Origin of the sequence: Aquimarina macrocephali JAMB N27 (assembly GCF_000520995.1) — a bacterium.
GTDB classification, from domain to species: domain Bacteria; phylum Bacteroidota; class Bacteroidia; order Flavobacteriales; family Flavobacteriaceae; genus Aquimarina; species Aquimarina macrocephali.
Genome location: NZ_JACA01000054.1, coordinates 1 through 25,779, shown reverse-complemented (window position 1 = coordinate 25,779; position 25,779 = coordinate 1). Strand labels below are relative to the sequence as shown.

Below are 25,779 nucleotides of genomic sequence, written 5' to 3'. Positions count from 1 at the left end.
TTATGATGAGGGATATAGTAGAAATAAGTTTATCTTAATTTGTTGTCCAATTTTTATAGCTGTATTCGTCAGATATAATAACCACATAGATTTACTAGATTAAAAATAATGGTTTAATTAATTGTTAATATCTAGTGATACAATTTGGTTTGTATTATTTTTGTAAACTACCAGAAAAGAGCAGACATGAGGGGTTTAGAGCAAGATTTTCCATTAGACATATCGATTAGTTTTTCAAAGTTTTTTGAACATTATAGAGAATTGTTCAAAAATGGTAATGAACTTGTAAAAGATAGAGCTTCACGAGTTTTAAAAATTGCAAAAGAATATCCCGAATTAGAAGAAGGGATAAAGGAAGAAACGAGAGTAAAAGAATTGTTACCTCAGATTGATTTGATATTAGAAGATTCTTTTGCACAAATTCTACAGCAAAATGAAATAAAGATTGCTACAATACCTTTTCATAATACGGTCTTAAAATCATCCGATCGTTATCAAAATATAATAGCCACTGCAGGTAAAGATTTTGAACCTCAGATTAAAAACTTTGATGAGAAGCATTATTATATCATGGGATGTAGTATGATTTTGAATAGTTATTATGGTTATAATATCGATTTTAGAAGACCTTTCTTTTATGATATTCCTGATGCTATGGGAATAATGAGGCATTACAGAATCATGTATAATGGTGATTTTATTGATGTTATTAAAACAGATAAGGCCAAAGATATTACAGATGAAGATGTAGCAGAATTATTAGATAATTTTGATAATGTAGATATCTGGAAAGAAAAATTCCCACCACATAGTTGGATTTTTAAAGGTGTTGTTATTGCTAATATGTTTGATGTTACAACAGATGTTTCATTATCTGACTTTAAAACCAGCCTTATTAAATATGATAAAACACATGGCGATTTTGTAGGCAGTTTTCAACAAATTTTTAGAGCGATATTCAATTTATATGAAATTAAAGTCGGTTTTTCTAGTTATAATCCAGAAGAAGAAATATTAGAAAGAGTGCCTTTTAAGGATATAGATAGTTATATCTTATCCGATAAGTATTCTGATTGTTGTGAGTCGGCTCTATGCGATGGAACATATCATTATCTTTTTGAAGAGTCTACATATTTTGCTATTTCTGATGTAAAAAAATATCAAAAGTTAGCTAAGGATCAGATCATGTATAAAAATCTGGTAGCTCAAGGTATTAATAGTGCAATACTTGCTCCTATAAAAAGCGGTAATAAATTATTAGGTATTTTAGAAATAGTATCGCCTAATGTTCATGAATTGAATAGTATTAATGCTAATAAATTACAGGATGTTATGCCATATTTGGTAGATTCTGTTCTACGTTCTAAATCCAAAACAGAGAATGAGTTAGAGTTGATTATTCAGCAAGAATGTACCTCGATTCATCCTAGTGTACATTGGAAATTTAAACAAGAAGCGAAACGATTTATGCGTGCCATGGTGGATGAAAATCCTGTGTCATTTAGAGAAGTCGTTTTTGAAAATGTATATCCATTATATGGACAAATTGATATAAAAGGTTCTTCCGATGCTCGTAACGAAGCTATACAAAAAGATCTGGTGTTGCAGCTTAAAGGAATTTCTAAAATAATTAATAAAGTCATAGAATCAGACCCTATACCTATTTATGAGCAATTAAAATATAGAACAAATCGATATATTAATTCTATAACAGAGCAATTGCAAGTAGATAGTGAACAGAAAATTTTAAACTTTATTAAAAAAGAAATTACACCATTGTTTAAGCATCTTAAACAAAAAAGTATCGAACTCGATACGCTTATCGATCAATATGATGATATGCTGGATGAGGTTATAAAAACAGTTTATAAACATCGTAAAGCGTACGATGAATCTGTTATGCTTATCAATAAAAAGATGGCATCTTTATTAGACCAAAAACAAGATGAAGCACAAGGAATGTATCCACATTATTTTGAACGGTTTAAATCTGATGGGGTAGAGCATAATATGTATATCGGAGAATCGATAACAAAACAAGACAGCTTCAATAAAGTGTATTTGTATAACCTAAGATTATGGCAGTTACAGATAATGTGTGAAATGGAAAATGCATATTATCAAATGAAAAAAGAGCTACCTATCGCATTGGATGTCGCTTCTATGGTTTTAGTATTTAATTCTTCTTTATCGGTTAGATTTAGAATGGATGAAAAAAGATTTGATGTTGATGGAACCTATAATGCAAGATATGAAGTTGTAAAAAAACGTGTAGATAAATCAAAAATCAAAGGTACTGATCAACGAGTTACAGAAAAGGGTAAATTGGTGATTATATATTCTCAACGCTCTGATGAAAGAGAGTATATCAAGTATCTTAATTTCTTGCAATCTAAGAATTATCTCGAAGAAGAAATTGAGATTGTAGAATTAGATAATCTTCAGGGGGTTACTGGTTTAAAAGCATTGCGGGTAAATATTCTTTATCACAAGAGTGAACAAGATAAAGAATACTATACGTATGAAGACTTGATGAAAGAAATAAATTAAGCAAAACACTAATTCGAAACCACTTAGAGAATTGTATAAAAGAGTAAGTAAAAATTAAAACTTGTTCCAGTATTAGATATGCTTAATCCTGATATCTGCTTATAAATTAGCGGATACTCTGATAGTTATACTAAAATTAGTAATTATTGTAATGAGTTAAATGCAAAAATAAATGAAATTACAGAGGTTATAATCCCTATCATAAAAACGGTATATGTAACCCTTAAGATTTTATATTTTTTATGTAAAACTTTACCTAAAAAGTAAAGATCTTTTATCATCGTATCGTAAATGTATTCTTTATCATCCATAAGATCCTTCATTGCTGATTTGTATTCTTCTAAAGGCATTTTATGAAAATTCCCAAAAAATAATAAGTTTACTTTCTTTTCTTCTATTTCTTTACGAGTAAACTCTCCACTTGTTACATTAGGACGTGTTGCCAATACAGATAATATAATGGAAGCAATACAAAATATGATAAATATCAAAGTTGGATATATCAAGTATTGATTAGAAGGATTATCTAACTTAGGGATAAGATTTGATAGTGCCAGAGATATGATAATAGCATTTACAGAAAGTAAAATATTCGCTTTTGTATCAGCAATATCACTTAGTTTCATATGATTTCTTAAGGTAACTCTAAATAAAGTTTGTATTCCTTTTTCTGGGTTTTCTTCTCTCAATATTTTTTTTAATTTTTCTTTTTCCTTCTTCTTTTCCTTCTTTAATTTCCCCTGTTCTTCTAACATTTTGGTAAGATTTTCCTCTTTTTTTGGTTTCCAATGAGAGATAGCATATTCGGTATAGTATTTATGCTTGTTTTGAAATAGATCAATATTGGCTTTTAGCCAATCAGAGGGAGTCAAATCTTTAATTGCATTAAGTTTAAACTCACATCTTAATAGTTCACTTGTTTCCCCATAATAGTCCTTTGCAAAGTGAGAAGCATCTGCATCTCTTATAATTTCTTCCATAATATTAATGGGTACATGCTCCATTTTGGTTGCCATAATCTGTTCCGAAACTTTATTTATAATCTCTTGGGAAACATTTTGTTGACCTAAAAAATCTTTGGCTATCTCTACACTATGTTCTTCATGATCTTTAGAGCTTTTAGAGTACCCGGTATCATGTAACAATGCGGTAAGCAATAAAACTTCTTTATCTTCATCGGATAAATTAGTGTTATCAATAATTTCTTTTGTACTTTTAAATACTCTTTTTGTGTGATCGTAATTATGGTAGATACATGAGTTAGGGAGCTCTTTTTCAAAAAGTTCCGAAACGAAATGATCTGTTTTTTCTAGTAGAGAAGACATACTTTTAATTTTTCGATAACCAAAATAATTAAAAAAAAGAGATTGTACTTAAAACAATGAATAAATATAATAAGATTCTAATTATTTGTGTTGCTTTATTACTTAGTTCATGCGCAACATACACTCCTCAATATAAAGTCGAAAATTTTGTTCAAACATTACCCGATACTACTATAGAAAAGACATTTTATCTGGTAGGAGATGCTGGGAATGCCAAAATGAAAGAAAGTACAGAAGGGCTTTCGATCCTTAAAAAAGTACTGGATACCGCAAAAACAAAAGATGATTATCTTATTTTTTTAGGAGATAATATTTACCAAAAAGGAATGCCCAAAAAGGGATCTCCAGAAAGAGCTCTGGGAGAACATAGAATAGATGCTCAAATTGAAGTAACTAAGGGTTTTGATGGAGATGTTGTTTTTATCCCGGGAAACCATGATTGGTATACTGATGGGGTAGAGGGGTTACATCGGCAAGAACGGTATGTGGCAAAAAAAATGAAAAGTAAAAAAGCGTTTTTACCTTCAAAAGGATGTCCTATCGAAAGTGTAGAAATTAGTGATAAGGTACATCTGTTGATCTTAGATACACAATGGTATTTGGCGAATTGGGATAAGAACCCCACTATCAATGACAATTGTGAAATTAAAACTCGTGAAAAATTCTTTCTTGAAGTAGAGGGTGAATTAAAAAAACATAGTAAGAAAACTATTCTTATTGCAATGCATCACCCCATGTTTACTAATGGTATACATGGAGGGAAGTATAGTTTTGACAAACATATTTTTCCTTCAAAAATGAAAATACCTCTCCCAATCTTGGGCTCATTGGCTGTTCAGATACGATCCCAGGGAGGAATTTCTACGCAAGATTTATCCAATGTTCATTATAATATGTTAATGCGAAGACTATCTACAATGACAAGGGATTTGGATAGGATAGTTTTTGTTTCGGGTCATGAACACTCCTTGCAGTATATTAATAGTGATGGGTTAAAACAAATTGTATCAGGTTCTGGATCCAAAGTTTCATCAGTTTCTTTAGGAAAAGATGGATTGTTTGCATATCCGGGGCAGGGATTTGCAGTATTAGATGTATATAAAGATGGTTCTTCTAATGTTCGCTTTTTCGGAAATGAGAATGGTCATCCAAAATTGGTGTACCAGACAAAAGTTCATGAAAAGGAAAAAGAATTTGATTTTAGTGCAATTAAGAACTCTTTTGAACCAGAAGTTTTAGCTTCAATTTATACTCAGGATGAAGTAAAAAAATCAAAACTGTATCAATCGATGTGGGGTGACCATTATCGATATGTGTACGGAACTGATATAAAGGTTCCTGTAGCTACTTTAGATACCTTAATGGGAGGTTTTACTATTGATAGACAAGGAGGAGGGCAAGTAACAAGATCGCTACGCCTTATCGATAAAGATGGAAAGCGCTATAGCCTTAGAGCAATGCGTAAAAGTGTTACACAGTTTTTACAGAAAGGAGTATTTAAATATACGTATCTCGAAGGCGGATTTGATGATACGTTTACAGAAGACCTCCTTTCGGATTTTTATACATCTAGCTATCCTTATGCGTTTTTGACTGTTGGTACATTGGCTGATGCGATAGGAGTATATCATGCTAATCCTAAGTTATATTATATTCCTAAACACCCTGCATTAGGTAAATACAATGAAAGTTTTGGTGATGAAATATATTTTTTAGAAGAACGCCCGGGAAAAGAATATAAAGACGAAGTTACTTTTGGAAATCCTGATGATATCGAAAGCACAGATGATCTGCTAAGTAGACTAAGGAAAGATGAAAAATATCAAATGGATGAAGCGCATTATATAAGAACCAGGCTTTTTGATATGATCTTAGGAGATTGGGATCGCCATTCTGATCAATGGAGATGGGCTCGTTTTGATACTAAAAATGGTAAAGAGTACAGACCTATCCCTAGAGATAGAGATCAGGTTTTTTCTAATTATGATGGAATACTTATGGACGTTGTAAAATTCGTGGTGCCATTGGTGCGTAAGTTTCAGGTGTATGATGGAAAGCTTAAAAAAGTGAGGTGGATTAATCAATCTGGACTACCATTAGATAGAACATTAACACAGAACTCGGGAAAAAAAATATGGATAGAGCAAGCAAAATATATTAAAGAAAACCTTTCTGATACCGATATTGTAAAAGCATTTGCTAATCTTCCGGGCAACCTTCAGGATGAGACAATAGAAAAAATAAAAAGAAACCTTAAACTCAGAAGAGATAATATTGAAGATATCGCTAATCGTTACTATAAATATCTTTCAAAACATGTCATTATTAAAGGAACAGATAAAGATGATCTTTTTGAAATACTTAGAGAAGAAGGTAAAACAACGATAAATATTTCGAGAATAAAAGGAGATGAAAAACAAAAACCATATAGTAGTAGAAGTTTTACTGCTAAAGAAACTAAAGAAATTTGGATTTATGGGTTGGATGATGACGATCGATTTGTTGTAAAAGGAAAAGGAAAAAACTTGATAAAAATTCGAATTGTAGGTGGTCAGAATAATGATACATATGTAATAGAGAATGGAAGAAAAGTAAAAATCTATGATCATAAATCAAAACCTAATACTATAGAGAAAAAAGGTGGCGCAAAATTTATATTAAGTAACATTTATGACTATAATCTTTATGATTATAATAAATATGTGGGTAAAACCAATACTGTAACTCCTTTTATTGGTTTTAATCCGGATGATGGACTCAACATTAATGTAACAGATGTATATACGGTAAATGGGTTTAAAAATAACCCATACCATAGTAAACATAGATTAAGAGCTGCATATTATTTTCAGACAGAAGGTTATGATTTATCATACTCAGGAGAATTTGTAAAAGCATTAGGTAACTGGAATTTTCTTATTGATGCAGTATATACAAGTGAGAATTTTGCACAAAACTTTTTTGGATTTGGAAACAATACCATTAATCCAGATGAAGAACTAGATTTGGATTATAATAGAGTTAAGATGGGAATTTGGTCATTTGGGTTAGGAGTTTCTAAAAGAGATAATTATGGAAGTGAGTTTTCGATTAAAGCAGCATTTGAAGGGATAGAGGTTCAAGATACACAAGATAGGTTTGTTACTTCTGGCTTGGATTTTGTAACTGCAGATCCCGTTTTCTTCGAAAGAAAGTATTTTACGAACCTGGATGTAATGTATAAGTTCGAAAGCTATGATAATGATATTAATCCTACCAGAGGAATGTTGTTTAAACTGCAAACAGGTGTTAGAACAAATGTTGAAGATTCGAATAGAACATATGGATATATTTATCCAAGATTAGGTTTTTATAATTCGATTACTCGAGATCGAAGATTAGTACTTAAGACAGATGTGATTGCAGAAATCAATATTGGAGATAGTTTTGAATTTTACCAGGGAACTAATTTAGGAGGAACTAAAGGATTGAGAGGATATAGAGAAGAACGTTTTACAGGTGAAAGTGCATTAGTATTTACTGGAGATTTAAGATATAGTTTTAATAAATTTAAAACAGGTTTATTACCGCTACAATTAGGAGTCTTTGGAGGCTATGATATTGGGAGAGTATGGTTAGATGGTGAAGATTCTGATCAGTGGCATGATTCTGTAGGTGGAGGTATTTGGCTTAATGCTATGGATGCTATCGGGGGACAGTTAGGAATATTCTCTAGTGATGATGGACTACGATTTACATTTGGTTTTGGGATGAGTTTATAAGGTTCTACAGTATTTAAAAAACTTCTTATACTTGAAATTACCCTTCTATAAAACAGTTTATATACTCATCCTAATGAATATTAGTACAGGAAGGGACGCACTAATTAAAATACGTTTTTATTTATAAAATGCCAATGTAGACACAGAAACACAAACTCAAGATTCTAAACTTATGTTAAAAGGTAAAAATCATTCTCGTGAAGTAAAAGTTACTGTAAATACTATTGCTTATTTCTATTTGTAAATGACTCCGATTACCTTCTCTATATGGAGGTGAAAGTTCTCGTGAAGACAAATGAGGATCTACTACAAATAGCATTAGCATAAAAAGTGTTGAAAAATGGTTTTTTTGTTTCAATGTATAAATAAATGATTATAAACTTGAATATAATATCGATTTGTGAATTAGAATATCGTAAAAATAGTACTGATTTATTGCGAATAAGATTTGTTGATTTGTTAATTAAAAGTTAATTTAGTGTTAAGTGGGGTTGAATTTGATTAAATCAGTACTGGTTTTTTCTTCTGAAATTTTCTCCAATTTCGACATTCTTCTTTTTAGTTTAACCCTTTGATTCCTAATAACGCAACAGTGTTGCGTTATTAGAAGTCAAAGGTGATTTACCTGATTCAATAATGATAATAGAGTTATAACTATCTGTTTATTACGTGTTTGCCGTATTTGTTTATTTGAATTAATCTCTACTTTTGAATAACAAATTTTAATAAGAGCTCAACATTTTAATTTAAACAAATAAGTTTAACACAAAAAATCAAACAATAATGAAAACTCAACTGAAAATTTTAAGCACACTAACAGTCTTTTCTCTCTTCTTTTATAGTTGTGAATAAGAAATGGATAAACACGATATCCATTTGGCTGAATAGAGTATAAAACTACTTTTGAAAATAGTGGAATTAACTTTATAGATAATTTAGATAAGCGTATCATTACGTTTAATTCTCGTCTTACCAAAAAAATAAAACATATTTATTTAAAAATAGGCATCTATTTTTGAATGAAGTGATTTGACTTTTTTTAATTCGCTGTAAAAAATATCTTTTTTTACTTAACTCCTTTCTTTTTCTCACTTTATAGCAGTGTTATGAAGTGTCAAAAACACTGTTTTTTTGTATAGAATTAAAAAAGTTTAAACTACTTCAATAATAATTTAACAAACAAACATCATGCAAAACATAATATATAAAATAGCACCATTGATGTTACTGTTTTTTACAGTAAGTGTCTTTGGACAAAAACAATCAGATAATTTCTATTACTACAAAGGAGAAAAATTCTTTTTAAATATAAATACTAGAACTATTTCTATTTCATTTGAGGGAGAAAATTCTATTAACTCTTTCAAATCTTTACGTAGTAATTCAATAAAAATAAAAGAAATAGTTGAAGATAATTCGAGAGCTACTGTAGTTTCATTAGATGCTAAAGCAATTTCTAAGAAAGCTGTAAAAAGCTATTATATGGAAGTGTCTACAAGCAAAAATATGACTATAGAAGATTATTATAAAGAGATCGAATCTTATAAGAAATTACCTAATACTTTAATGGCTTCTCCAACATATATAACAAAGAGTGGAGGAGAATTAGGGTTGTCAAATAATTTCTATGTAAAACTTAAAGATAAAAATGACATTGATATTCTCTATAAAAAAGCAAAAGAGATGAATCTAGAAGTATTAGGTCATGATAAGTACATGCCACTTTGGTTTACACTTTCTGTAACATCCAAAAATAAATTAAATTCAATACAGCTTGCTAATATTTTTTATGAAACAGGTTGGTTTGAGAGTACAGAACCAGCTTTCATGTATCACAATATAGAAACTTCGAATGATACTTACTTCAATAACCAGTGGTCTTTAAATAATACAGGGCAGAATGGAGGAACGGTAGGAATTGATATCAATATGGAGCAAGCTTGGGCAATAACCACAGGAGATCCAAGTATCAAAACAGCTGTGTATGATCATGGGTTAGAAATGAATCATCCAGATTTACAAGCTAATGTTCACGGAACAGGGTTTGATGCTAATAATGGAACATCCCCAGCTACAGTAAGAGGAAGTCATGGAACTGCTTGCGCAGGTATTATAGGAGCAGTTAAAGATAATAATTTAGGAATTTCGGGTGTTGCACCTACTTCAAAATTAATATCGATCAGTATCAATCTTAGATCTTCAGATACCCCGTCTCAATTAGCAAGTGGTTTTAATTGGGCATGGCAAAATGGAGCAGATGTGATTAGTAATTCTTGGGGAGGATATGCGCCATCGAGCATTATAGATAATGCTATAACAAATACATTTACTAATGGTAGAGGAGGAAAAGGTTGTGTCATTGTTTTTGCTGCGGGTAATGAGAATAATACAAATATTCGATACCCAGGAAATAGTAATCCAGATTTATTAATAGTAGGAGCAATGAGTCCTTGCGCAGAGCGTAAAAACCCAAACTCCTGTGATGGAGAGAGTCAGTGGGGGAGTTGTTATGGTAGCCAATTAGATATTGTAGCTCCTGGAGTAAAAATGCCAACTACAGATAGACAGGGGGCAAATGGATATTCTACATCTGATTATACGCAAACTTTTAACGGAACTTCATCAGCATGTCCAGTAGTAGCAGGAGTAGCAGCACTAATATTAAGCGTTAATCCAAACTTAACATATAGTGAGGTAAATAATATTATCGAGCAATCCGCTCAGAAAGTAGGAACATATACATATGCTAATGCAGGAGGGCGTCCAAATGGAACTTGGAATAATCAGATGGGGTATGGTTTGGTTGATGCGCATCAAGCAGTCTTATTGGCTCAGAATGGTTCTGGTTCTGATTCTGAAGCTCCAACAGCACCATCCAATCTGGTCTCTACTGGAAAAACTAAAACTAGTGTAAGTTTAAGTTGGACAGCCTCAACAGATAATGTAGGTGTAACAGCGTATGATGTATACAATGGGAGTAACCTTTCTACTACGGTAAATGGTACCACAGCAACAATATCAGGATTAACGCCAAATACAAGTTATGATTTTACCATCAAAGCTAAAGATGCAGCAGGTAATGTATCAGGAGCAAGTAATGTATTAACAGTTACAACAGATCCTAATAATGGTGGAGGAACACCACCGACTTATTGTGCGGCAGAAGCTACAAATGGGCCTGAACATATTGCAAGGGTTAAATTTGGGACAATAGATAATAGTTCAGCCAGAGATTCTTATCATGATTATACAAATATATCTACAGATGTTGCTAAGAATAATAGTTATGCATTATCGGTAGTTATTGGTCAACCATATGGTAATGATAATGAAGTAACGGCATGGATTGATTGGAATATTGATGGTGATTTTGAAGATGCAGGTGAACAATATTTATTGTCAAAAAGTAGCACCTCAGAAGCTTCGATTTCAATTCCAGGACCATCAGGTGCATCTATAGGAACTACAGGTATGCGTATTAGAGTTTCTTATAATAGTAGTAGTAGAACTCCTTGTGGGACAAGAAATTATGGAGAGGTTGAGGATTATGCTGTTAATATCAAAGGATCAAAATCCGGATTAATCACTGAATCCATTGACGATATGCTTATTTATCCAAATCCAACTCCAGAACAATTTGTTATTTCATCTAAACTAATAGGGGCTCAAATAACTCTTATTAACTCCAATGGTGTAATAGTAAAAAAAGAAAAAATGACTTCAAGTAAAACAAAAGTTGATTTATCAGGGCTTCCTTCAGGGTTTTATCAAGTGCAGTTAATTTTGGGGGCAAAAAAATTATCAAAAACTGTTGTAATAGAATAAGTTTTGATTGTAAGATCCTGATTATTTAAAGGACTCTTATTTTAACTTCTGAAATACCAGAACATAATAAATTTAATAGAGGTCAGTATTTAAATACTGACCTCTATACGTTTTTCTTCCTCTGTAATATGTGAAGTTTAATTTTTTTTTAATTCGCTATAAAAATGTCTTTTTTACTTAATTTTCATATCCTTCGCCAGAATCAAAAAGGGGTAAGCCCATCAATATGATGTATTAGGAATCTCAATCAATATTGAGGTAACCTAAAGTAATTGAAGGAGAATCTATAGAAGGATTAACCGAGATTTTGAAGTTCGGTTTTGACGAACTTGATTTACGTAGAATAGAAGCAAGGTGTGCCACCGTGAATATTGGATTCTAGGATTCTCGAAAAAGTAGGAATGCGTAAAGAAGGGTATAAACGAAAAGTTGTATCGCTTAAATCCCCTTTATCTACTCGACGCCAAAATGTTACCTTCATTTAAGTATATACTTAAATAAAGTAGCTTTTTTATGCCCTTGTTTTTCATCAGTAATAAAGAGGGTAGAATCGTTTTTAAAGCAAATACCTTCTTTTTGAGAATTATGCTTTAATGCTATTTTTTGAATAACCCCATCAAATAGGTTGTCATCTTTAAAATTACTGAGTAAAAACACCTTGTTATGTGTGAGAAGAGCAATTTTATCTTCGGATTTATTGATTGTGGCCCCAGTGACAAGGCAATTAGAATAATTTTTGCAAGTTTCGTATTTTCCAATTAGTTTGGCCGTATATTTTCCTGGTGTAGCAGAAACTCGATATAGTTTAGTTACTCCTTTTGATTTTTTTCCTCTGTTTTTAGTGAATAAGTATAGATTACCATGTAAGTGTATGAAAGCTTCAACATCAAAATTTAATCTTTTTTTCTTAGGTGGAAATTTCTTTTGATCTTCATAAATAAATTCGATTTTTGAAGTAATAATAGTATTTGATAGAATTCCTGAAACTTTATAGATGACTAAATCTTTTCGATCATTACCATTATTCCCAAAATCACCAATATAAATATTGTCTTCTTGATCATGTGCAAGATCTTCCCAATCTATGTTTTTGGCCCCGGGAATTTTGATTTGACGTACTATTTTGCCTTTTTGATTTAAGCAAAACAATACATTACTATTGCCAGAATCATTTATAGCATACACGTTATGATCCGATAACATAGTAATACCCGATATTTCGTGAAGAAGGTTAGGTAAGGTATTAATCTTTATTAAATCTACGTTCTTATCCTTTTGACAACTAGCGGTTACCGTCATCAAAAGGATAAGATAAGAGAGTTTTAATATTTTAACTTCTATGATTCCAAGCATTAAGCATCCAACTTGTCTTTTCTATCTCTCCAATATAAGTACCTGTAATATCTAGTGTTCCATCATCTTTGATATCTTCAGCAGCAGTAGTTACTATTTTTAATTGATTCAAAAGTGCTTTATGATCCTCAAGAATAGCAGCTACCATTTCATGATCTGCAAGTGTTGTGTCTGCCTCTTTAATACTAGAGAGATCCAGGTAAGAACTAAAATTGCTAACAGGTTTTCCTCTAAGTGTTAGAATTCTTTCAGCGATTTCATCGATTTTCAATTTTGCATCTTCATAAAATTCTTCAAATTTTACATGAAGTTCAAAAAAATGAGGCCCGGTAATATTCCAATGGAAATTTCTAAGCTTTTGATAGTGTATATGGTAATCTGCTAATAATATATTTAAAGCCTCTATTGTTTTCGTAGTTGAATTATTCATAGTTTTTATCTATTATTTTTGTATTTTCAATACAAAATTACTATAATTGAATAGTAAAGTATGAAGTTACAATAGTTAGTTGTAATAGGTGTATTACTATAATTGATTTGTGATTTCCTTAAGAATAAAAGTATAATACGCTTTATCATGAGGGACGTAATTTTTTCTTTTAATAGGATCTTGAAGAATGTCTTTAAACTCATCAACTTGTATGAGGATAAGATCAGCAACTTCTTCCTTTTGAAGCGTTAGTGTTTTAATAGAGACATCAAGGCGTGAAAGATAAATATGATGAAATTCGTTGTCATAAAGATCAGGTCTGGGTATTTTTTCTGCTAAATATGTTCCAACAAATCTTAGATCATTCTTAGACACAGATAAACCAATTTCTTCTTTAACTTCCCGAATAGCTGAATCCTCTGGTGTTTCTCCAGTACCGATATGGCCAGCTACAGAAATATCCCACAAACCAGGATACGTATCTTTATCATCCGCTCGTTTTTGTAATACTATTTCTCCTAGATCTGTAAAGAACCAAATATGAACACTAGCATGATATAATCCTAATTGATGTGCTTCAGATTTTAGTTTTACTTCTCCGGTAAACTCTCCTGTTTCATCAAGTATATCTATAAGCTCGTCGATCATGGCAGTTTTTAATTATGCATTGTTAATGGAAAAATAAAGGTATATTTTTAATAAATACCTTGTAAAAGTTAATTTTATCTATAATTAATATTAAATACTTGTTATATTTTTATTGCTAAAATGATATATTTATGCAAAAATAATATATATGATGGTTAAAGCTTGTCCAAATTGTGGTTCATCTGAGTATATAAAAAGTGGAATAATAAATCAAAGACAGCGATATCGTTGTAAGAATTGTAATTATTATTTCACAGTTAGTAAACTGGGCAAGAAAATAGATGATTATTATGTTAACAAAGCACTACAGCTTTATCTCGAAGGATTAACATATCGTGAAATCGAACGTATTTTAGGGATATCTCATGTTAGTGTTATCAACTGGGTAAAAAAATATAATATCAAGCGACCATATAATTCTCAATATCATCCCACATATAAGATTTTAAACTCCTTAGAATTAGCTAATTATTTTCAATCTCCAGAAAATATTCAAGGAGCAGGGGTTGTTGTGACAGAGCTGGGAGATAAATTTATGCTTATAAAATGGGAACGCTTTAAAGAATAACTATATCAATTAGCAAATAACTATACTAATTTTTATTGCCTGACATAATTTTTAGAATTTTAGCAAGTGCACAACACTACGCAAGTAGTATTAATCATTTTCTACAAATCAAATTCTTAAATTATGAAAAAACTCATATTACTACTTTTCTTAAGTAGCTTTTTGATTTCGCACTCCATCTTTTCTCAGGGATCTCCAGATTATACAGGAGGACTTAAAGTAAAGCTTAATGAATCTGGTTCAAAATACTTTAGGATTATTTCCTGGGCACAGTTTTGGGCAAGATATACAGATGACGTTCCTGATGATGATAGTAATACAGATTTTAGTATTCGTAGAGCACGTATTTTAATGTACTCTCAAATCAATAAGGATTTTTTAATTCTTACTCATTTTGGATTAAATAGTTTAAATGCTGATAATTTAAACCCGGTGGGTAAAGGAGATAGTTCACAACTTTTCTTTCATGGGGTGTGGGGGCAATATAGCCTTGGGGCAAATCATGCAATCGGCGGTGGACTACATTATTGGAATGGGATTTCTCGTCTTAATAATCAAAGCACACTTAATATTATGACTCTGGATAATAATCGGCAATCCTGGGCACATATAGGATTATCAGATCAGTTTGCTCGTCACATTGGGATTTATGCCAAAGGAAAATTTGGCAAATTACAATATCGTGTGTCTGTTAATGAATCGATAACTAACAACCTTCAGGAAGGCACTGATCCTGTTATTAATGGTCCAGCCGTATATGCTGGCAGACGATTGTTAGGGTCTAAAGATGCAGGAAAGAATTTTGCTGGATATTTCGATTATAATTTTTTAGATCAGGAATCCAATTTCTTGCCTTATAAAGTCGGGTCATATCTGGGAGGTAAAAAAGTATTTAATGTTGGAGCAGGATTCTTTTATCACCCCGATGGAAGCGTCACAAATACAAATGGAATTCTCGAAGGAGAAGATGTTGCAATATTTGCTGTAGATGCATTTTACGATGCTCCTTTAGGAAGTAATGGTTCAGCGATTACTGCCTATACAACATATCAAAATAATAACTATGGACAGAACTATACCTTAGGACAAACCTATGAAACAGGGTCTATGATATATGGACATGTAGGATATGTGATTCCTAATGCTAACAAAAAAATTAAATTTCAACCCTATACCTCTTTTAATTTAAGATCTATAGATGCTATTGATGATAATGCAACAACATTTGGTGTTGGAGCTAATGCGTATTTTAGTGGTCATAACTCTAAGTTGACCTTAGAATATCTAAACACAAAATATGGTGATAATGATGCGCAAAGTTTTGTTACCTTACAAGCAATGATCTATCTCTAAAACTTAATAATTATGTCAGAAAAACAACAAAAAGCCAGCGCCTACTGGAAAGAAAATGTAAAATATTTGTTCATTTTACTTGCAATATGGTTTGTCGTGTCATACGGCGCAGGGATACTTTTTAAAGATGCGTTAAATCAATTTCATATGGGCGGTTTTCCTTTGGGGTTCTGGTTTGCACAGCAAGGTTCTATCTATGTATTTGTGATTTTAATTTTTGTCTATGTTCGATTAATGAACAAATTAGATAAGAAATATGGTTATGATGAAAAATAAGAAGATAGAAAATTATATGAATTTGGTTAAGACATTGTCCTAATTTCAATTCACACAATCTCTAAGATTATAAACAACTAAAAAAATATATTATGAGTGTTCAAATGTGGACTTATATTTTGGTAGGGCTAACCTTCACTTTATATATAGGAATTGCGATTTGGTCAAGAGCAAGTTCTACAAAAGAGTTTTATGTAGCGGGGGGTGGAGTATCTCCTTTAGCCAACGGGATGGCTACTGCTGCCGACTGGATGAGTGCTGCTTCATTTATTTCTATGGCTGGTATTATAGCCTTTTCAGGCTATGATGGTGCTGTATATCTAATGGGGTGGACAGGAGGATATGTGCTGTTAGCATTATTGTTAGCTCCTTATCTAAGAAAATTCGGAAAATTTACAGTTCCTGATTTTATCGGGGATCGATATTATTCAAAAACAGCAAGATCGGTAGCAGTATTCTGTGCACTTCTCGTATCCTTTACATATGTAGCGGGTCAAATGAGAGGAGTCGGAATTGTATTTTCCCGATTTTTAGAAGTAGATATCAATACAGGAGTGATCATTGGGATGATTATCGTGCTTTTTTATGCCGTATTAGGTGGTATGAAAGGTATAACATACACCCAGGTAGCACAATATTGTGTGCTCATCTTTGCATTTATGGTACCAGCTATATTTATTTCAATTCAGATGACAGGAAACCCAGTACCTCAGTTAGGGTTTGGGGATACCATTGCAGATGGTTCGGGAACTTATCTTCTTGATAAACTGGATGGTTTGAGTACAGAATTAGGGTTTTCAGAATATACAAATGGTTCTAAATCAATATTAGATGTATTCGCTATTACCTTGGCATTAATGGTAGGTACAGCAGGATTACCACATGTAATTGTTCGTTTCTTTACCGTTAAGCGAGTTAAAGATGCTCGTAAATCGGCAGGGTATGCTTTGTTGTTGATTGCTATATTGTATACAACTGCCCCAGCAGTAGCAGTTTTTGCTAAAACAAATCTTATTGAATCGGTACAAAATAAACAATACGAAGAACTTCCTTTATGGTTTAAAAATTGGGAAGATACAGGTTTGTTAGGTTGGACAGATAAAAATGGAGATGGACAAGTACAGTATGCCAATGGTCATGCAGTTGAAGGGAATAAAAATAAACCGGTTTTTGATGGAAAAAATCGTGGAGAGCATGGAGAGCGTAAGATTACAAATGTAAATGCAGCAACGAAGAACGAACTTTTTGTGGATCGTGATATTATGGTATTAGCAAATCCCGAAATAGCAAATCTCCCTAATTGGGTAATTGCTTTGGTAGCTGCAGGAGGATTGGCGGCAGCATTGTCTACCGCAGCAGGATTGTTATTGGTGATTTCATCTTCTGTATCTCATGATCTCATCAAAAAAATGATTAAGCCAGATATCTCAGAAAAAGGAGAATTAATCGCAGCGCGTCTTTCTGCTGTAGCAGCCGTATGTGTCGCAGGATATTTTGGAATCAATCCACCTGGTTTTGTTGCAGCTGTTGTAGCGCTGGCCTTTGGCTTAGCAGCAGCTTCTTTCTTTCCAGCCATTGTGTTAGGAATATTCTATAAAAGAATGAATAAAGAAGGAGCTATTGCAGGGATGGTAGTAGGTATTTTGTGTATGTTATTATATATGATAAAATACAAATTGGGATGGTTTGACGAAACCCTTCCTCCATCAAGTGAATGGTGGTTTGGGATATCTCCAGAAGGATTTGGAGCTGTAGCCATGGTAATCAATTTTGTGATATCATTAGTAATTTCCAAATTTACCTCGGCACCGCCAAAAGAAGTGCAAGAAATTGTAGAAAATATAAGAATCCCAAGTGGAGCTGGAGAAGCAACACATTAGATGTAGGTAAATTAAACCTCACAGGTTTTAATCAACCTGTGAGGTTTAAAAGAAACAGAATCTGCTGTAAAAATGATTGAAACTAAAGTATATAGACTTAGGAATTATAAGTAACCAATAATAAAGCTCTTATGAAAAAACGTCATCAACAAAAACTGGTAGTGCTTTCTATTGTGTTGCTTTTTCTGTTTAATGTTCCGTTGATATTTATGTTTAATCATTCCGGAAGTATTTTTGGGTTTCCTGTACTGTATTTTTTTGTGTTTCTGATTTGGGCGATTTCAATTTTGATCTCTTTTATAATTTTGAAAAAGTTTTATGAATAGTTATATATTAATATTCATAATTATAGGATACCTGCTGCTTTTGTTTGGGATTGCTTTCAGGGCCGAAAAAAAAGCAAAAAGATCCTGGGTTAATAATCCTTATGTCTACACATTATCCCTCGCAGTATATTGTTCTGCATGGACATATTATGGTAGTGTAGGGATTGCAGCAACCTCTGGGGTTAGTTTTCTTACCACCTATTTGGGACCTGTGATTGCTTTCCCTGTTTGGGTTGTGGTATTGAAAAAAATAATCAAAATTTCAAAACAACATAAGGTATCAAGTATTGCAGATTTTATATCACTTAGGTATGGTAATGACCGATTCTTAGGAGCGTTAGTAACTATAATATGTGTCTTGGGGGTATTGCCTTATATTTCATTACAACTTAAAGCCGTTTCAGAAACTTTTGAGATAATTTCTAACAATCCTATTAATTCTTCAGGAACAATTTTTAAAGATTCTACATTTTATATTGCAGTTTTGTTAGCAGTGTTTGCTGCATTTTTTGGAACAAGAACTACTGATGCTACCAGACGTAGGCAAGGAATAGTTTTTTCGGTAGCAGTAGAATCAGTAATCAAACTTATTTTCTTTTTAGGAGTAGGAGGATATGTCACCTATTTTCTTTTTGATGGCACCACAGATATTTACAATCAAATATCTGTTACAGAAGACTTCGAGTCGTTAACTACGTTTGATAGCCTGGAGTCTGGTATTAATTGGTATTTTATGATTGTCTTGTCCTTTTTAGCAATTTTTCTTTTACCAAGACAATTTCACGTTTCTGTGATAGAGAATACAACCAAAAAAGATCTTAAGACTGCAATTTGGATGTTTCCACTTTATCTGCTACTGTTTAATGTATTTGTTGTTTTTATCGCCTGGGGCGGAAAATTACGATTAGGAGATTTGGCAAATCCAGATTACTATTCGTTACTACTTCCTTTACAAAATGGAGATGTGTTTTTAGCAACTCTGGTATTTTTAGGTGGTTTTTCGGCAGTGATTTCTATGGTAGTTGTTTCAACATTGGCATTGTCAACTATGCTTAGTAATAACTTGATTATTCCATATGGATTTTTGGATAAATTTAGTAAAAGTCGACCTGAGCGTAATGCCAATTATATTAAGAATATTAGAAGGATAGCTATTTTATGTTTAATATTAGGGGCTTATTTTTTCTATATCAATTTTAATATTGAATTATCATTATTCTCGATTGGACAATTATCTTTTGTTGTTATTGCGCAACTTGGTCCTTCATTTTTTATAGGGCTATTTTGGAATAGAGGATCTTCTATAGCGGCAAAAATGGGAATCATTACAGGAGCATTGGTTACAGGTTATACCCTTGTTTTGCCTTTTGTTCTGGATACAATATTCGGTAACATGAATTTTATTGTATATGGGCCCTTTGAAATTGAACTCTTAAAACCCTATGCATTATTTGGTATAAACATTCTCAATCCGGTAACACACGCATTTTTTTGGAGTATGTTTTTTAATGTTATTGTATATCTCTCGGTTTCCCTTTCTTTTAAGGGGAATTATAGAGAACGTAACTATGGAGAAATGTTTGTGGATAGCAACTATAATTCTTTACAGGAAAATGCATTTGTGTGGAAAGGAGAAGCTTATGTTTCAGATATTAGAAAAGTATTAAACCGATTTCTGGGAGAAGAACGTACAGAGCGCGCTTTGGATTTGTTCTATCTTAAATACGATCTTCCAAAAAATGCTGAAGCTGCAGATGCCAGATTAATTAATTTTTCAGAAAAGCTATTGACAGGAAGCATAGGTAGTGCCTCTTCCCGAATTTTAATATCCAGTGTAGTTGAAGAACAACCTGTTACCCTGGTAGAAGTATTAGAGATTTTAGAAGAAAATAAAAAAACAATTTCTACAAATAAGTTTTTAAAACAGAAATCGGATGAATTAACGCTGCTTACAGATGAATTAAAAGAAGTTAATGAAGAGTTGACACTTCATGATAAATTAAAAGATGAGTTTCTGGATACCGTAGCACATGAGTTAAAAACACCAATTACATCAATTAGAGCAGCATCAGAAGTGTTGTTGGACAGCCAGGATATGCCCAATGAGCTAAAAATGCAGTTTTTAGATAATATTGTTTGCGATTCAGAACGCCTTACCAAATTAATTCATGACATACTGGATTTAGAAAAACTGGGATCTGGGAGAGAGATTCTGGATAAAAAAGAGAATGATCTAAATCTAACCATAGAAAAAGCAATATTAGGAATACATGCAATTGCAGAAAAAAAGAATATAAAAATCCTGAATTCAAAATCTTTTGAAACTTTAGTTGCGAAATATGATGAAGACAGAATACTTCAGGTACTTACTAATGTGCTTTCCAATGCAATTAAATTTGTTGACGAAAAAAATGGAATTATTAAAATAGAATCGAAAAAAAGGAAAGATTATATTCGTATTAGTATTGAAGATAACGGAAAAGGCATTCTTATCGAGGATATGAAACATATTTTTGATAAATTTTACCAGTCCAAAAATCAAAACGTAAAAAAGCCAGCAGGTAGTGGTTTTGGTTTAGCTATAAGTAAACAGATTATAGAAGGGCATAAAGGAAAAATATGGGCCGATAAAAATTGCAAAACAGGAGCTAGATTTATTATTGAGATTCCTGATTAGCATATGTAAATAATAAAAAAGATTAAATTTTGAATAAGAAGAAGATATTAATTGTTGATGACGAACCTAATATTGTAATGTCTTTAGAATATACATTTAAGAAGAATGATTTTGAAGTTTTTATTGCCAGGGATGGAGGCGAAGCTATCGAAATATTAAAATCACAGATTCCCGATGTAGTTCTATTGGATATTATGATGCCAAATGTAGATGGGTATCAAACCTTAAAATATATAAGATCAAATGCTGATACAAAAGATATTAAGGTGGTGTTTTTAACTGCAAAAAATAAAGCTTCGGATATTCAAAAAGGAGTATCAATGGGTGTAGATAAGTATTTGACAAAACCATTTTCAATAAAAAAAATTATGGCAGAGATCAATGAGCTTATTGCTCAAAAATAACTGAATCAATCTTGGTGTTTAGAATAAGATACAGCTATTTTTAAGTTGTTTACGCCCTAATAATAGTTACTTGTCGATAATTTTTTGACGATGACATGTTTTAAAAGAATTTAATAGACCAAAATTAGAAAATCACAGATCATGGAAATAAAAGACACACTTCAGCTTAGTTCTTTTGCTGAGTATAAAGAAGCATATCAGGAAAGTATTAATAATCCTGAAAAATTTTGGGATGCTATAGCCGAAAAATTTTATTGGCATAAACGATGGGATAAAACATTAGAGTGGGATTTTACAAAACCTGAAGTAAAGTGGTTTGAAGGTGGTAAATTAAATATTACAGAAAACTGCCTGGATAGACATTTAGAGAAATTTGGTAATAAAACGGCTATTATTTGGGAGCCTAATGACCCAACCGAAGAATCACGTCATATTACCTATAAACAACTTCATGTAAAAGTTTGCCATTTTGCTAATGTTTTAAAAAATAATGGTATTAAAAAAGGAGATCGGGTTTGTTTGTATATGCCAATGATCCCCGAATTAGCAATAGCAATGCTGGCTTGTGCACGAATTGGAGCAATACATTCTATTGTTTTTGCAGGATTTTCAAGCACAGCTATAGCTAGCCGTATTAATGATTCAGAATGTAAAATGTTGATCACGGCAAACGAGGTGTATAGAGGCGCAAAACCTGTAAAATTAAAAGAGATGTGTGATGAAGCCTTAAAAACTACACCATCTATAGAAACGGTTATTGTGTATAGAAGAACGGTTGAGTCAACACCAATGAAAGACGGTAGAGATAAATTTTGGTTTGATGAATTGCAGAAAGTAGAAAAAGAATGCCCGGCAGAAGTGATGGATGCAGAAGACATGCTGTTTATATTATATACATCTGGCTCTACTGGTAAGCCAAAGGGAATGGTGCATACCATTGGAGGATATATGGTATATACTACCTATACCTTTGCAAATGTGTTTCAATGCGATCATTTTGCTCCTACAGGACAAGATATACATGCCAAAAAGCAAGATGATGTTTATTGGTGTACTGCTGATATTGGTTGGATTACTGGGCATTCGTATATAATTTATGGTCCATTGGCTGCAGGAGCAACAACCGTAATGTTTGAGGGAGTACCTAGTTATCCTGATTATGGTCGTTTCTGGGAGATTTGCGATAAACTTAATGTAACCCATTTTTATACAGCACCAACAGCAATTAGAGCACTGGCGAAACAACCATTAGAATTGGTAAATAAGCATAACCTTTCTTCTATTAAAGTCCTTGGGTCTGTAGGAGAACCAATAAATGAAGAAGCATGGCATTGGTACAATGATAATATCGGAAAAGGAAACTCACCTTTAGTTGATACGTGGTGGCAAACAGAAACAGGAGGAGTGATGATTTCTCCATTAGCTGGGATTACACCAACACGACCTACTTTTGCTACATTACCTTTACCAGGTATTCAACCCGTTTTGATGGATGCAGAAGGAAAAGAAATAGAATTTAGATCTAAAAGCTCAGAAGGAAGATTGGCTATAAAATTTCCTTGGCCATCTATAGCAAGAACAATTTACGGAGACCACCAACGGTATAAGGATGTATATTTTTCTACATATGAGAATATGTATTTCACTGGTGATGGAGCATATAGAGATGCAACAGGGAACTATAGAATTACAGGTAGAGTAGATGATGTGGTTATTGTTTCTGGTCATAATTTGGGAACCGCACCTATAGAGAATGCGATCAATGAACATTTGGCCGTTGCAGAATCTGCAATTGTTGGTTTTCCCCATGATGTAAAAGGAACAGCGTTATATGCATATGTTACGCTATATAATGATCAAATCGCTGATGAGGCATTGATAAATGAAATAAGAGAACAAGTGTCTAATACTATTGGGCCAATAGCAAAACCAGATAAAGTTCAGTTTGTAAGTGGGTTACCAAAAACGAGAAGCGGTAAGATTATGAGAAGAATTTTACGCAAAATAGCATCAAAGGATACTTCTAATCTGGGAGATACATCTACGCTGTTAAATCCAGATGTAGTCCAGGAAATAATGGATAATGTGGTGTAAAGCATAAATTAAAAGCCCTCGTTAATACGAGGGCTTTTAATTTATATGTAGTATTATCAATTACTTTTCAAAATAACTAAAAGACTCTCCTGCTTTTATAGAAAGTAAACTTTCGTAAATCAATTCTATAACATTTTCTACATCACTTCTGTGTACCATTTCTACAGTAGTGTGCATATAACGCAACGGTAAAGAAATTAAGGCAGAAGCAACACCACCATTACTATAAGCAAATGCATCAGTATCTGTTCCTGTCGCTCTGCTAGAAGCCATACGCTGAAAAGGAATCTTTTTCTTTTCTGCTGTATCTATCAAAAGCTCTCTAAATCTATTTTGTACTGCGGGAGCATAAGAAATCACGGGCCCATCACCAATTTTGGTTTCTCCCTGCGTTTTCTTTTCGATCATTGGGGTAGTGGTATCGTGGCAAACATCAGTCACGATAGCTACATTGGGTTTAATGGTGTGTGTGATCATCTCGGCACCTCTAAGACCAATTTCCTCCTGTACAGAATTAGTGATATATAAACCAAAAGGTAATTCCTTTTTGTTTTCTTTCAGTAAACGAGCTACTTCAGCAATCATAAAGCCTCCCATTCGGTTGTCAAGAGCACGACAAACAAACTTATTTTTATTCAGAATAAAAAATTCATCAGGATAGGTAATCACACAACCCACATGTACTCCAAGTTTTAATACTTCTTCTTTGGTGTTACACCCTACATCAATACATATGTTTTCTAGAGTAGGAGCTTGCTCTTTTGCACCTTTTCTAGTGTGAATAGCTGGCCATCCAAAAACACCTTTTACAATACCTTTTTTAGTGTGGATATTAACCCGTTTCGAAGTTGCAATCTGGTGATCACTCCCTCCATTTCTAATCACATAAATTAGCCCATTATCCGTAATATAATTTACATACCAGGAAATCTCATCAGCATGTCCTTCGATGACAACCTTATATTTTGCTTTTGGATTAATTACACCAACTGCAGTACCATACGTATCCGTTATAAATTCATCTACATAAGGTTTTAAGTAGTTCATCCAGATTTTTTGTCCTTCCCATTCATATCCTGTAGGAGCTGGATTGTTTAGATATTTTTCAAGAAAAGTCAGAGACTTTTTATTTAGAATGCTCTTTTTTGCCATGGTATTATTTCATTTTATTGCGAAAATAACAATATTCACATTCATTTTACAGTTTACAATTGGTTAATTGTTAATTTTGGAACAATTTTAGAAAGTCTCATAATCTATTATGATAAAACATTCGGCATATATTCTTTTGGTAATGCTAACCTCTTTTGTTAATGCCCAAAAAAGAGATCAAAAACCTGTGGATACCTCTAAGGTAGATACCACTGGTTATGTGCAGTACTATATTATTGAAGGAGATACAATTCTTCATGAAGCTATTGATCTCGATGAAGTGATTATTTTAGGAAGATTAAACTTTAAAAACAAGCTAGCAAGAAGAAGATATCTTATCCTGAGACGTAAGACAAGAAAAGTGTATCCCTATGCGAAGTTAGCTGCAGATAGGTTAATAGCACTTAATGAACGGTTAGAAAATATTGATTCTAAGAGAAAAAAGAAGCGATATATAAAAATGTTGCAAAAGTACATGGAAGAGGAGTTTACTAAAGAATTAAAAAAGCTTACCCGTACAGAAGGTCAAATACTAGTCAAATTGATCTATCGGCAAACAGGTAAAACAATGTTCGAATTGGTAAAAGAATATAGAAGTGGGTGGAGAGCCTTTTGGTATAACAATACAGCTAAACTTTTTAGTATTTCTTTAAAAGAGATATACGACCCAATAAATGTAGAAGAAGATTATTGGATAGAGGATATATTACAGCGAAGTTTTCAGTCAAATATCTTAAAAGAACAGAAAACAGCCTTAGATTTTAGTTTTTATGACCTAAGAAACAAATGGTCTGATGCGGCTAAAACTACTACGTCTAAAAATTAATTCTTGGGTATTCCCCATAAAAAAATGGGACCGGGCTGTACGTTATATCTTTTGTTCTGTAAGGAAATGAAGTTTTCTTGGAGATGTAGATTATAATTGTAATTTTTTTAAACCACTTAGAATAAACAAAAGGATGCCACTTCCATCCCTAATACAAAACAATACATTCTATTCGTATTGAGGTATTGAAACATAGAAAAAGTATGAAAAATCCATCTCTATTCTGATTAAATTTCTTATCTTCGTTTTCTATCTTTTTTAAAATCAGCACGTTTCTTATTTTCTGCAAAAAATTATACCAAAAGTTGTTGTTAGGAATAAAAAGGTTTTT

At 32.4% G+C, this 25,779-nt stretch carries 16 protein-coding genes; 11 read left to right on the top strand and 5 right to left on the bottom strand.

Going from position 1 to position 25,779, the window contains the following annotated elements:
• The first annotated feature begins 186 nt into the window (after window positions 1-186).
• A complete protein-coding gene (locus Z054_RS0124530) occupies window positions 187-2,550 on the top strand; it encodes a hypothetical protein (RefSeq protein WP_024772663.1) in 2,364 nt (787 codons plus the stop codon).
• Between the two features lie 143 nt (window positions 2,551-2,693).
• Here Z054_RS0124530 and Z054_RS0124525 read toward each other — a convergent pair whose 3' ends face one another.
• A complete protein-coding gene (locus Z054_RS0124525) occupies window positions 2,694-3,875 on the bottom strand; it encodes a Pycsar system effector family protein (RefSeq protein ID WP_024772662.1) in 1,182 nt (393 codons plus the stop codon).
• 56 nt (window positions 3,876-3,931) lie between these two features.
• Here Z054_RS0124525 and Z054_RS0124520 point away from each other — a divergent pair, with 56 nt between their 5' ends.
• Window positions 3,932-7,636, top strand: a complete 3,705-nt coding sequence (locus Z054_RS0124520) for a metallophosphoesterase (RefSeq protein ID WP_024772661.1) — start codon at window positions 3,932-3,934, stop codon at window positions 7,634-7,636.
• A 1,188-nt stretch (window positions 7,637-8,824) separates the two neighbouring features.
• On the top strand, window positions 8,825-11,461 hold the full coding sequence (locus tag Z054_RS30570) for a S8 family serine peptidase (protein WP_024772660.1): 2,637 nt from the start codon (window positions 8,825-8,827) through the stop codon (window positions 11,459-11,461).
• Window positions 11,462-11,938: 477 nt separating this feature from the next.
• Here the strand turns inward: Z054_RS30570 and Z054_RS0124510 are convergent, their stop codons facing one another.
• From Z054_RS0124510 to Z054_RS0124500, 3 genes are all read right to left on the bottom strand, one after another.
• The gene (locus Z054_RS0124510; RefSeq protein ID WP_035093440.1) at window positions 11,939-12,814 is read right to left on the bottom strand and encodes an NHL repeat-containing protein; all 876 of its coding nucleotides are present in this window, start codon (window positions 12,812-12,814) and stop codon (window positions 11,939-11,941) included.
• Window positions 12,792-13,244 carry a Dps family protein gene (locus Z054_RS29185; RefSeq protein WP_035093437.1) on the bottom strand — a complete coding sequence of 151 codons (453 nt, stop codon included), beginning with the start codon at window positions 13,242-13,244 and terminating at the stop codon, window positions 12,792-12,794. The genes Z054_RS0124510 and Z054_RS29185 overlap by 23 nt, the downstream gene beginning before the upstream one ends.
• A 96-nt stretch (window positions 13,245-13,340) precedes the next feature.
• The gene (locus tag Z054_RS0124500; protein WP_051473902.1) at window positions 13,341-13,892 is read right to left on the bottom strand and encodes an NUDIX hydrolase; all 552 of its coding nucleotides are present in this window, start codon (window positions 13,890-13,892) and stop codon (window positions 13,341-13,343) included.
• A gap of 148 nt (window positions 13,893-14,040) precedes the next feature.
• On the opposite strand from Z054_RS0124500, the gene Z054_RS0124495 reads away from it, so the two are divergent.
• The 7 genes from Z054_RS0124495 (at window position 14,041) to acs (ending at window position 23,470) form a co-directional block, all read left to right on the top strand.
• Window positions 14,041-14,460 carry an IS1/IS1595 family N-terminal zinc-binding domain-containing protein gene (locus tag Z054_RS0124495; protein WP_024772657.1) on the top strand — a complete coding sequence of 140 codons (420 nt, stop codon included), beginning with the start codon at window positions 14,041-14,043 and terminating at the stop codon, window positions 14,458-14,460.
• Window positions 14,461-14,583: 123 nt separating this feature from the next.
• Window positions 14,584-15,813, top strand: a complete 1,230-nt coding sequence (locus Z054_RS0124490) for a hypothetical protein (RefSeq protein WP_024772656.1) — start codon at window positions 14,584-14,586, stop codon at window positions 15,811-15,813.
• Window positions 15,814-15,825: 12 nt separating this feature from the next.
• Window positions 15,826-16,089 (top strand): DUF4212 domain-containing protein, encoded by a 264-nt coding sequence (locus Z054_RS0124485; protein WP_024772655.1) that lies wholly within the window; start codon window positions 15,826-15,828, stop codon window positions 16,087-16,089.
• 92 nt (window positions 16,090-16,181) lie between these two features.
• The gene (locus Z054_RS0124480; RefSeq protein ID WP_024772654.1) at window positions 16,182-17,969 is read left to right on the top strand and encodes a sodium:solute symporter family protein; all 1,788 of its coding nucleotides are present in this window, start codon (window positions 16,182-16,184) and stop codon (window positions 17,967-17,969) included.
• A gap of 318 nt (window positions 17,970-18,287) precedes the next feature.
• Window positions 18,288-20,972: an ATP-binding protein gene (locus Z054_RS0124470; RefSeq protein WP_024772652.1), complete on the top strand. Its 2,685-nt coding sequence runs from the start codon at window positions 18,288-18,290 to the stop codon at window positions 20,970-20,972.
• Window positions 20,973-21,001: 29 nt separating this feature from the next.
• Entirely contained in the window at window positions 21,002-21,376 is a 375-nt protein-coding gene (locus Z054_RS0124465) for a response regulator transcription factor (RefSeq protein WP_024772651.1), read from the top strand.
• A 141-nt stretch (window positions 21,377-21,517) separates the two neighbouring features.
• The gene (gene acs / locus Z054_RS0124460; protein WP_035093434.1) at window positions 21,518-23,470 is read left to right on the top strand and encodes an acetate--CoA ligase; all 1,953 of its coding nucleotides are present in this window, start codon (window positions 21,518-21,520) and stop codon (window positions 23,468-23,470) included.
• Window positions 23,471-23,530: 60 nt separating this feature from the next.
• Here acs and Z054_RS0124455 read toward each other — a convergent pair whose 3' ends face one another.
• Window positions 23,531-24,622 (bottom strand): M42 family metallopeptidase, encoded by a 1,092-nt coding sequence (locus tag Z054_RS0124455; RefSeq protein WP_024772649.1) that lies wholly within the window; start codon window positions 24,620-24,622, stop codon window positions 23,531-23,533.
• 109 nt (window positions 24,623-24,731) lie between these two features.
• Here Z054_RS0124455 and Z054_RS0124450 point away from each other — a divergent pair, with 109 nt between their 5' ends.
• A complete protein-coding gene (locus Z054_RS0124450; RefSeq protein WP_024772648.1) occupies window positions 24,732-25,448 on the top strand; it encodes a DUF4294 domain-containing protein in 717 nt (238 codons plus the stop codon).
• The last annotated feature ends 331 nt before the right edge of the window (window positions 25,449-25,779 follow it).

Bases quoted from the DNA above. Each gene is read 5' to 3' on its own strand.
- Z054_RS0124510 (WP_035093440.1), bottom strand. From the start codon at position 12,814: ATGCTTGGAATCATAGAAGTTAAAATATTAAAACTCTCTTATCTTATC.
- Z054_RS0124485 (WP_024772655.1), top strand. From the start codon at position 15,826: ATGTCAGAAAAACAACAAAAAGCCAGCGCCTACTGGAAAGAAAATGTA.
- acs (WP_035093434.1), top strand. From the start codon at position 21,518: ATGGAAATAAAAGACACACTTCAGCTTAGTTCTTTTGCTGAGTATAAA.
- Z054_RS0124470 (WP_024772652.1), top strand. From the start codon at position 18,288: ATGAATAGTTATATATTAATATTCATAATTATAGGATACCTGCTGCTT.
- Z054_RS0124520 (WP_024772661.1), top strand. From the start codon at position 3,932: ATGAATAAATATAATAAGATTCTAATTATTTGTGTTGCTTTATTACTT.
- Z054_RS0124495 (WP_024772657.1), top strand. From the start codon at position 14,041: ATGATGGTTAAAGCTTGTCCAAATTGTGGTTCATCTGAGTATATAAAA.
- Z054_RS0124455 (WP_024772649.1), bottom strand. From the start codon at position 24,622: ATGGCAAAAAAGAGCATTCTAAATAAAAAGTCTCTGACTTTTCTTGAA.
- Z054_RS0124530 (WP_024772663.1), top strand. From the start codon at position 187: ATGAGGGGTTTAGAGCAAGATTTTCCATTAGACATATCGATTAGTTTT.
- Z054_RS30570 (WP_024772660.1), top strand. From the start codon at position 8,825: ATGCAAAACATAATATATAAAATAGCACCATTGATGTTACTGTTTTTT.
- Z054_RS0124500 (WP_051473902.1), bottom strand. From the start codon at position 13,892: ATGATCGACGAGCTTATAGATATACTTGATGAAACAGGAGAGTTTACC.
- Z054_RS0124490 (WP_024772656.1), top strand. From the start codon at position 14,584: ATGAAAAAACTCATATTACTACTTTTCTTAAGTAGCTTTTTGATTTCG.
- Z054_RS0124525 (WP_024772662.1), bottom strand. From the start codon at position 3,875: ATGTCTTCTCTACTAGAAAAAACAGATCATTTCGTTTCGGAACTTTTT.
- Z054_RS29185 (WP_035093437.1), bottom strand. From the start codon at position 13,244: ATGAATAATTCAACTACGAAAACAATAGAGGCTTTAAATATATTATTA.
- Z054_RS0124450 (WP_024772648.1), top strand. From the start codon at position 24,732: ATGATAAAACATTCGGCATATATTCTTTTGGTAATGCTAACCTCTTTT.
- Z054_RS0124480 (WP_024772654.1), top strand. From the start codon at position 16,182: ATGAGTGTTCAAATGTGGACTTATATTTTGGTAGGGCTAACCTTCACT.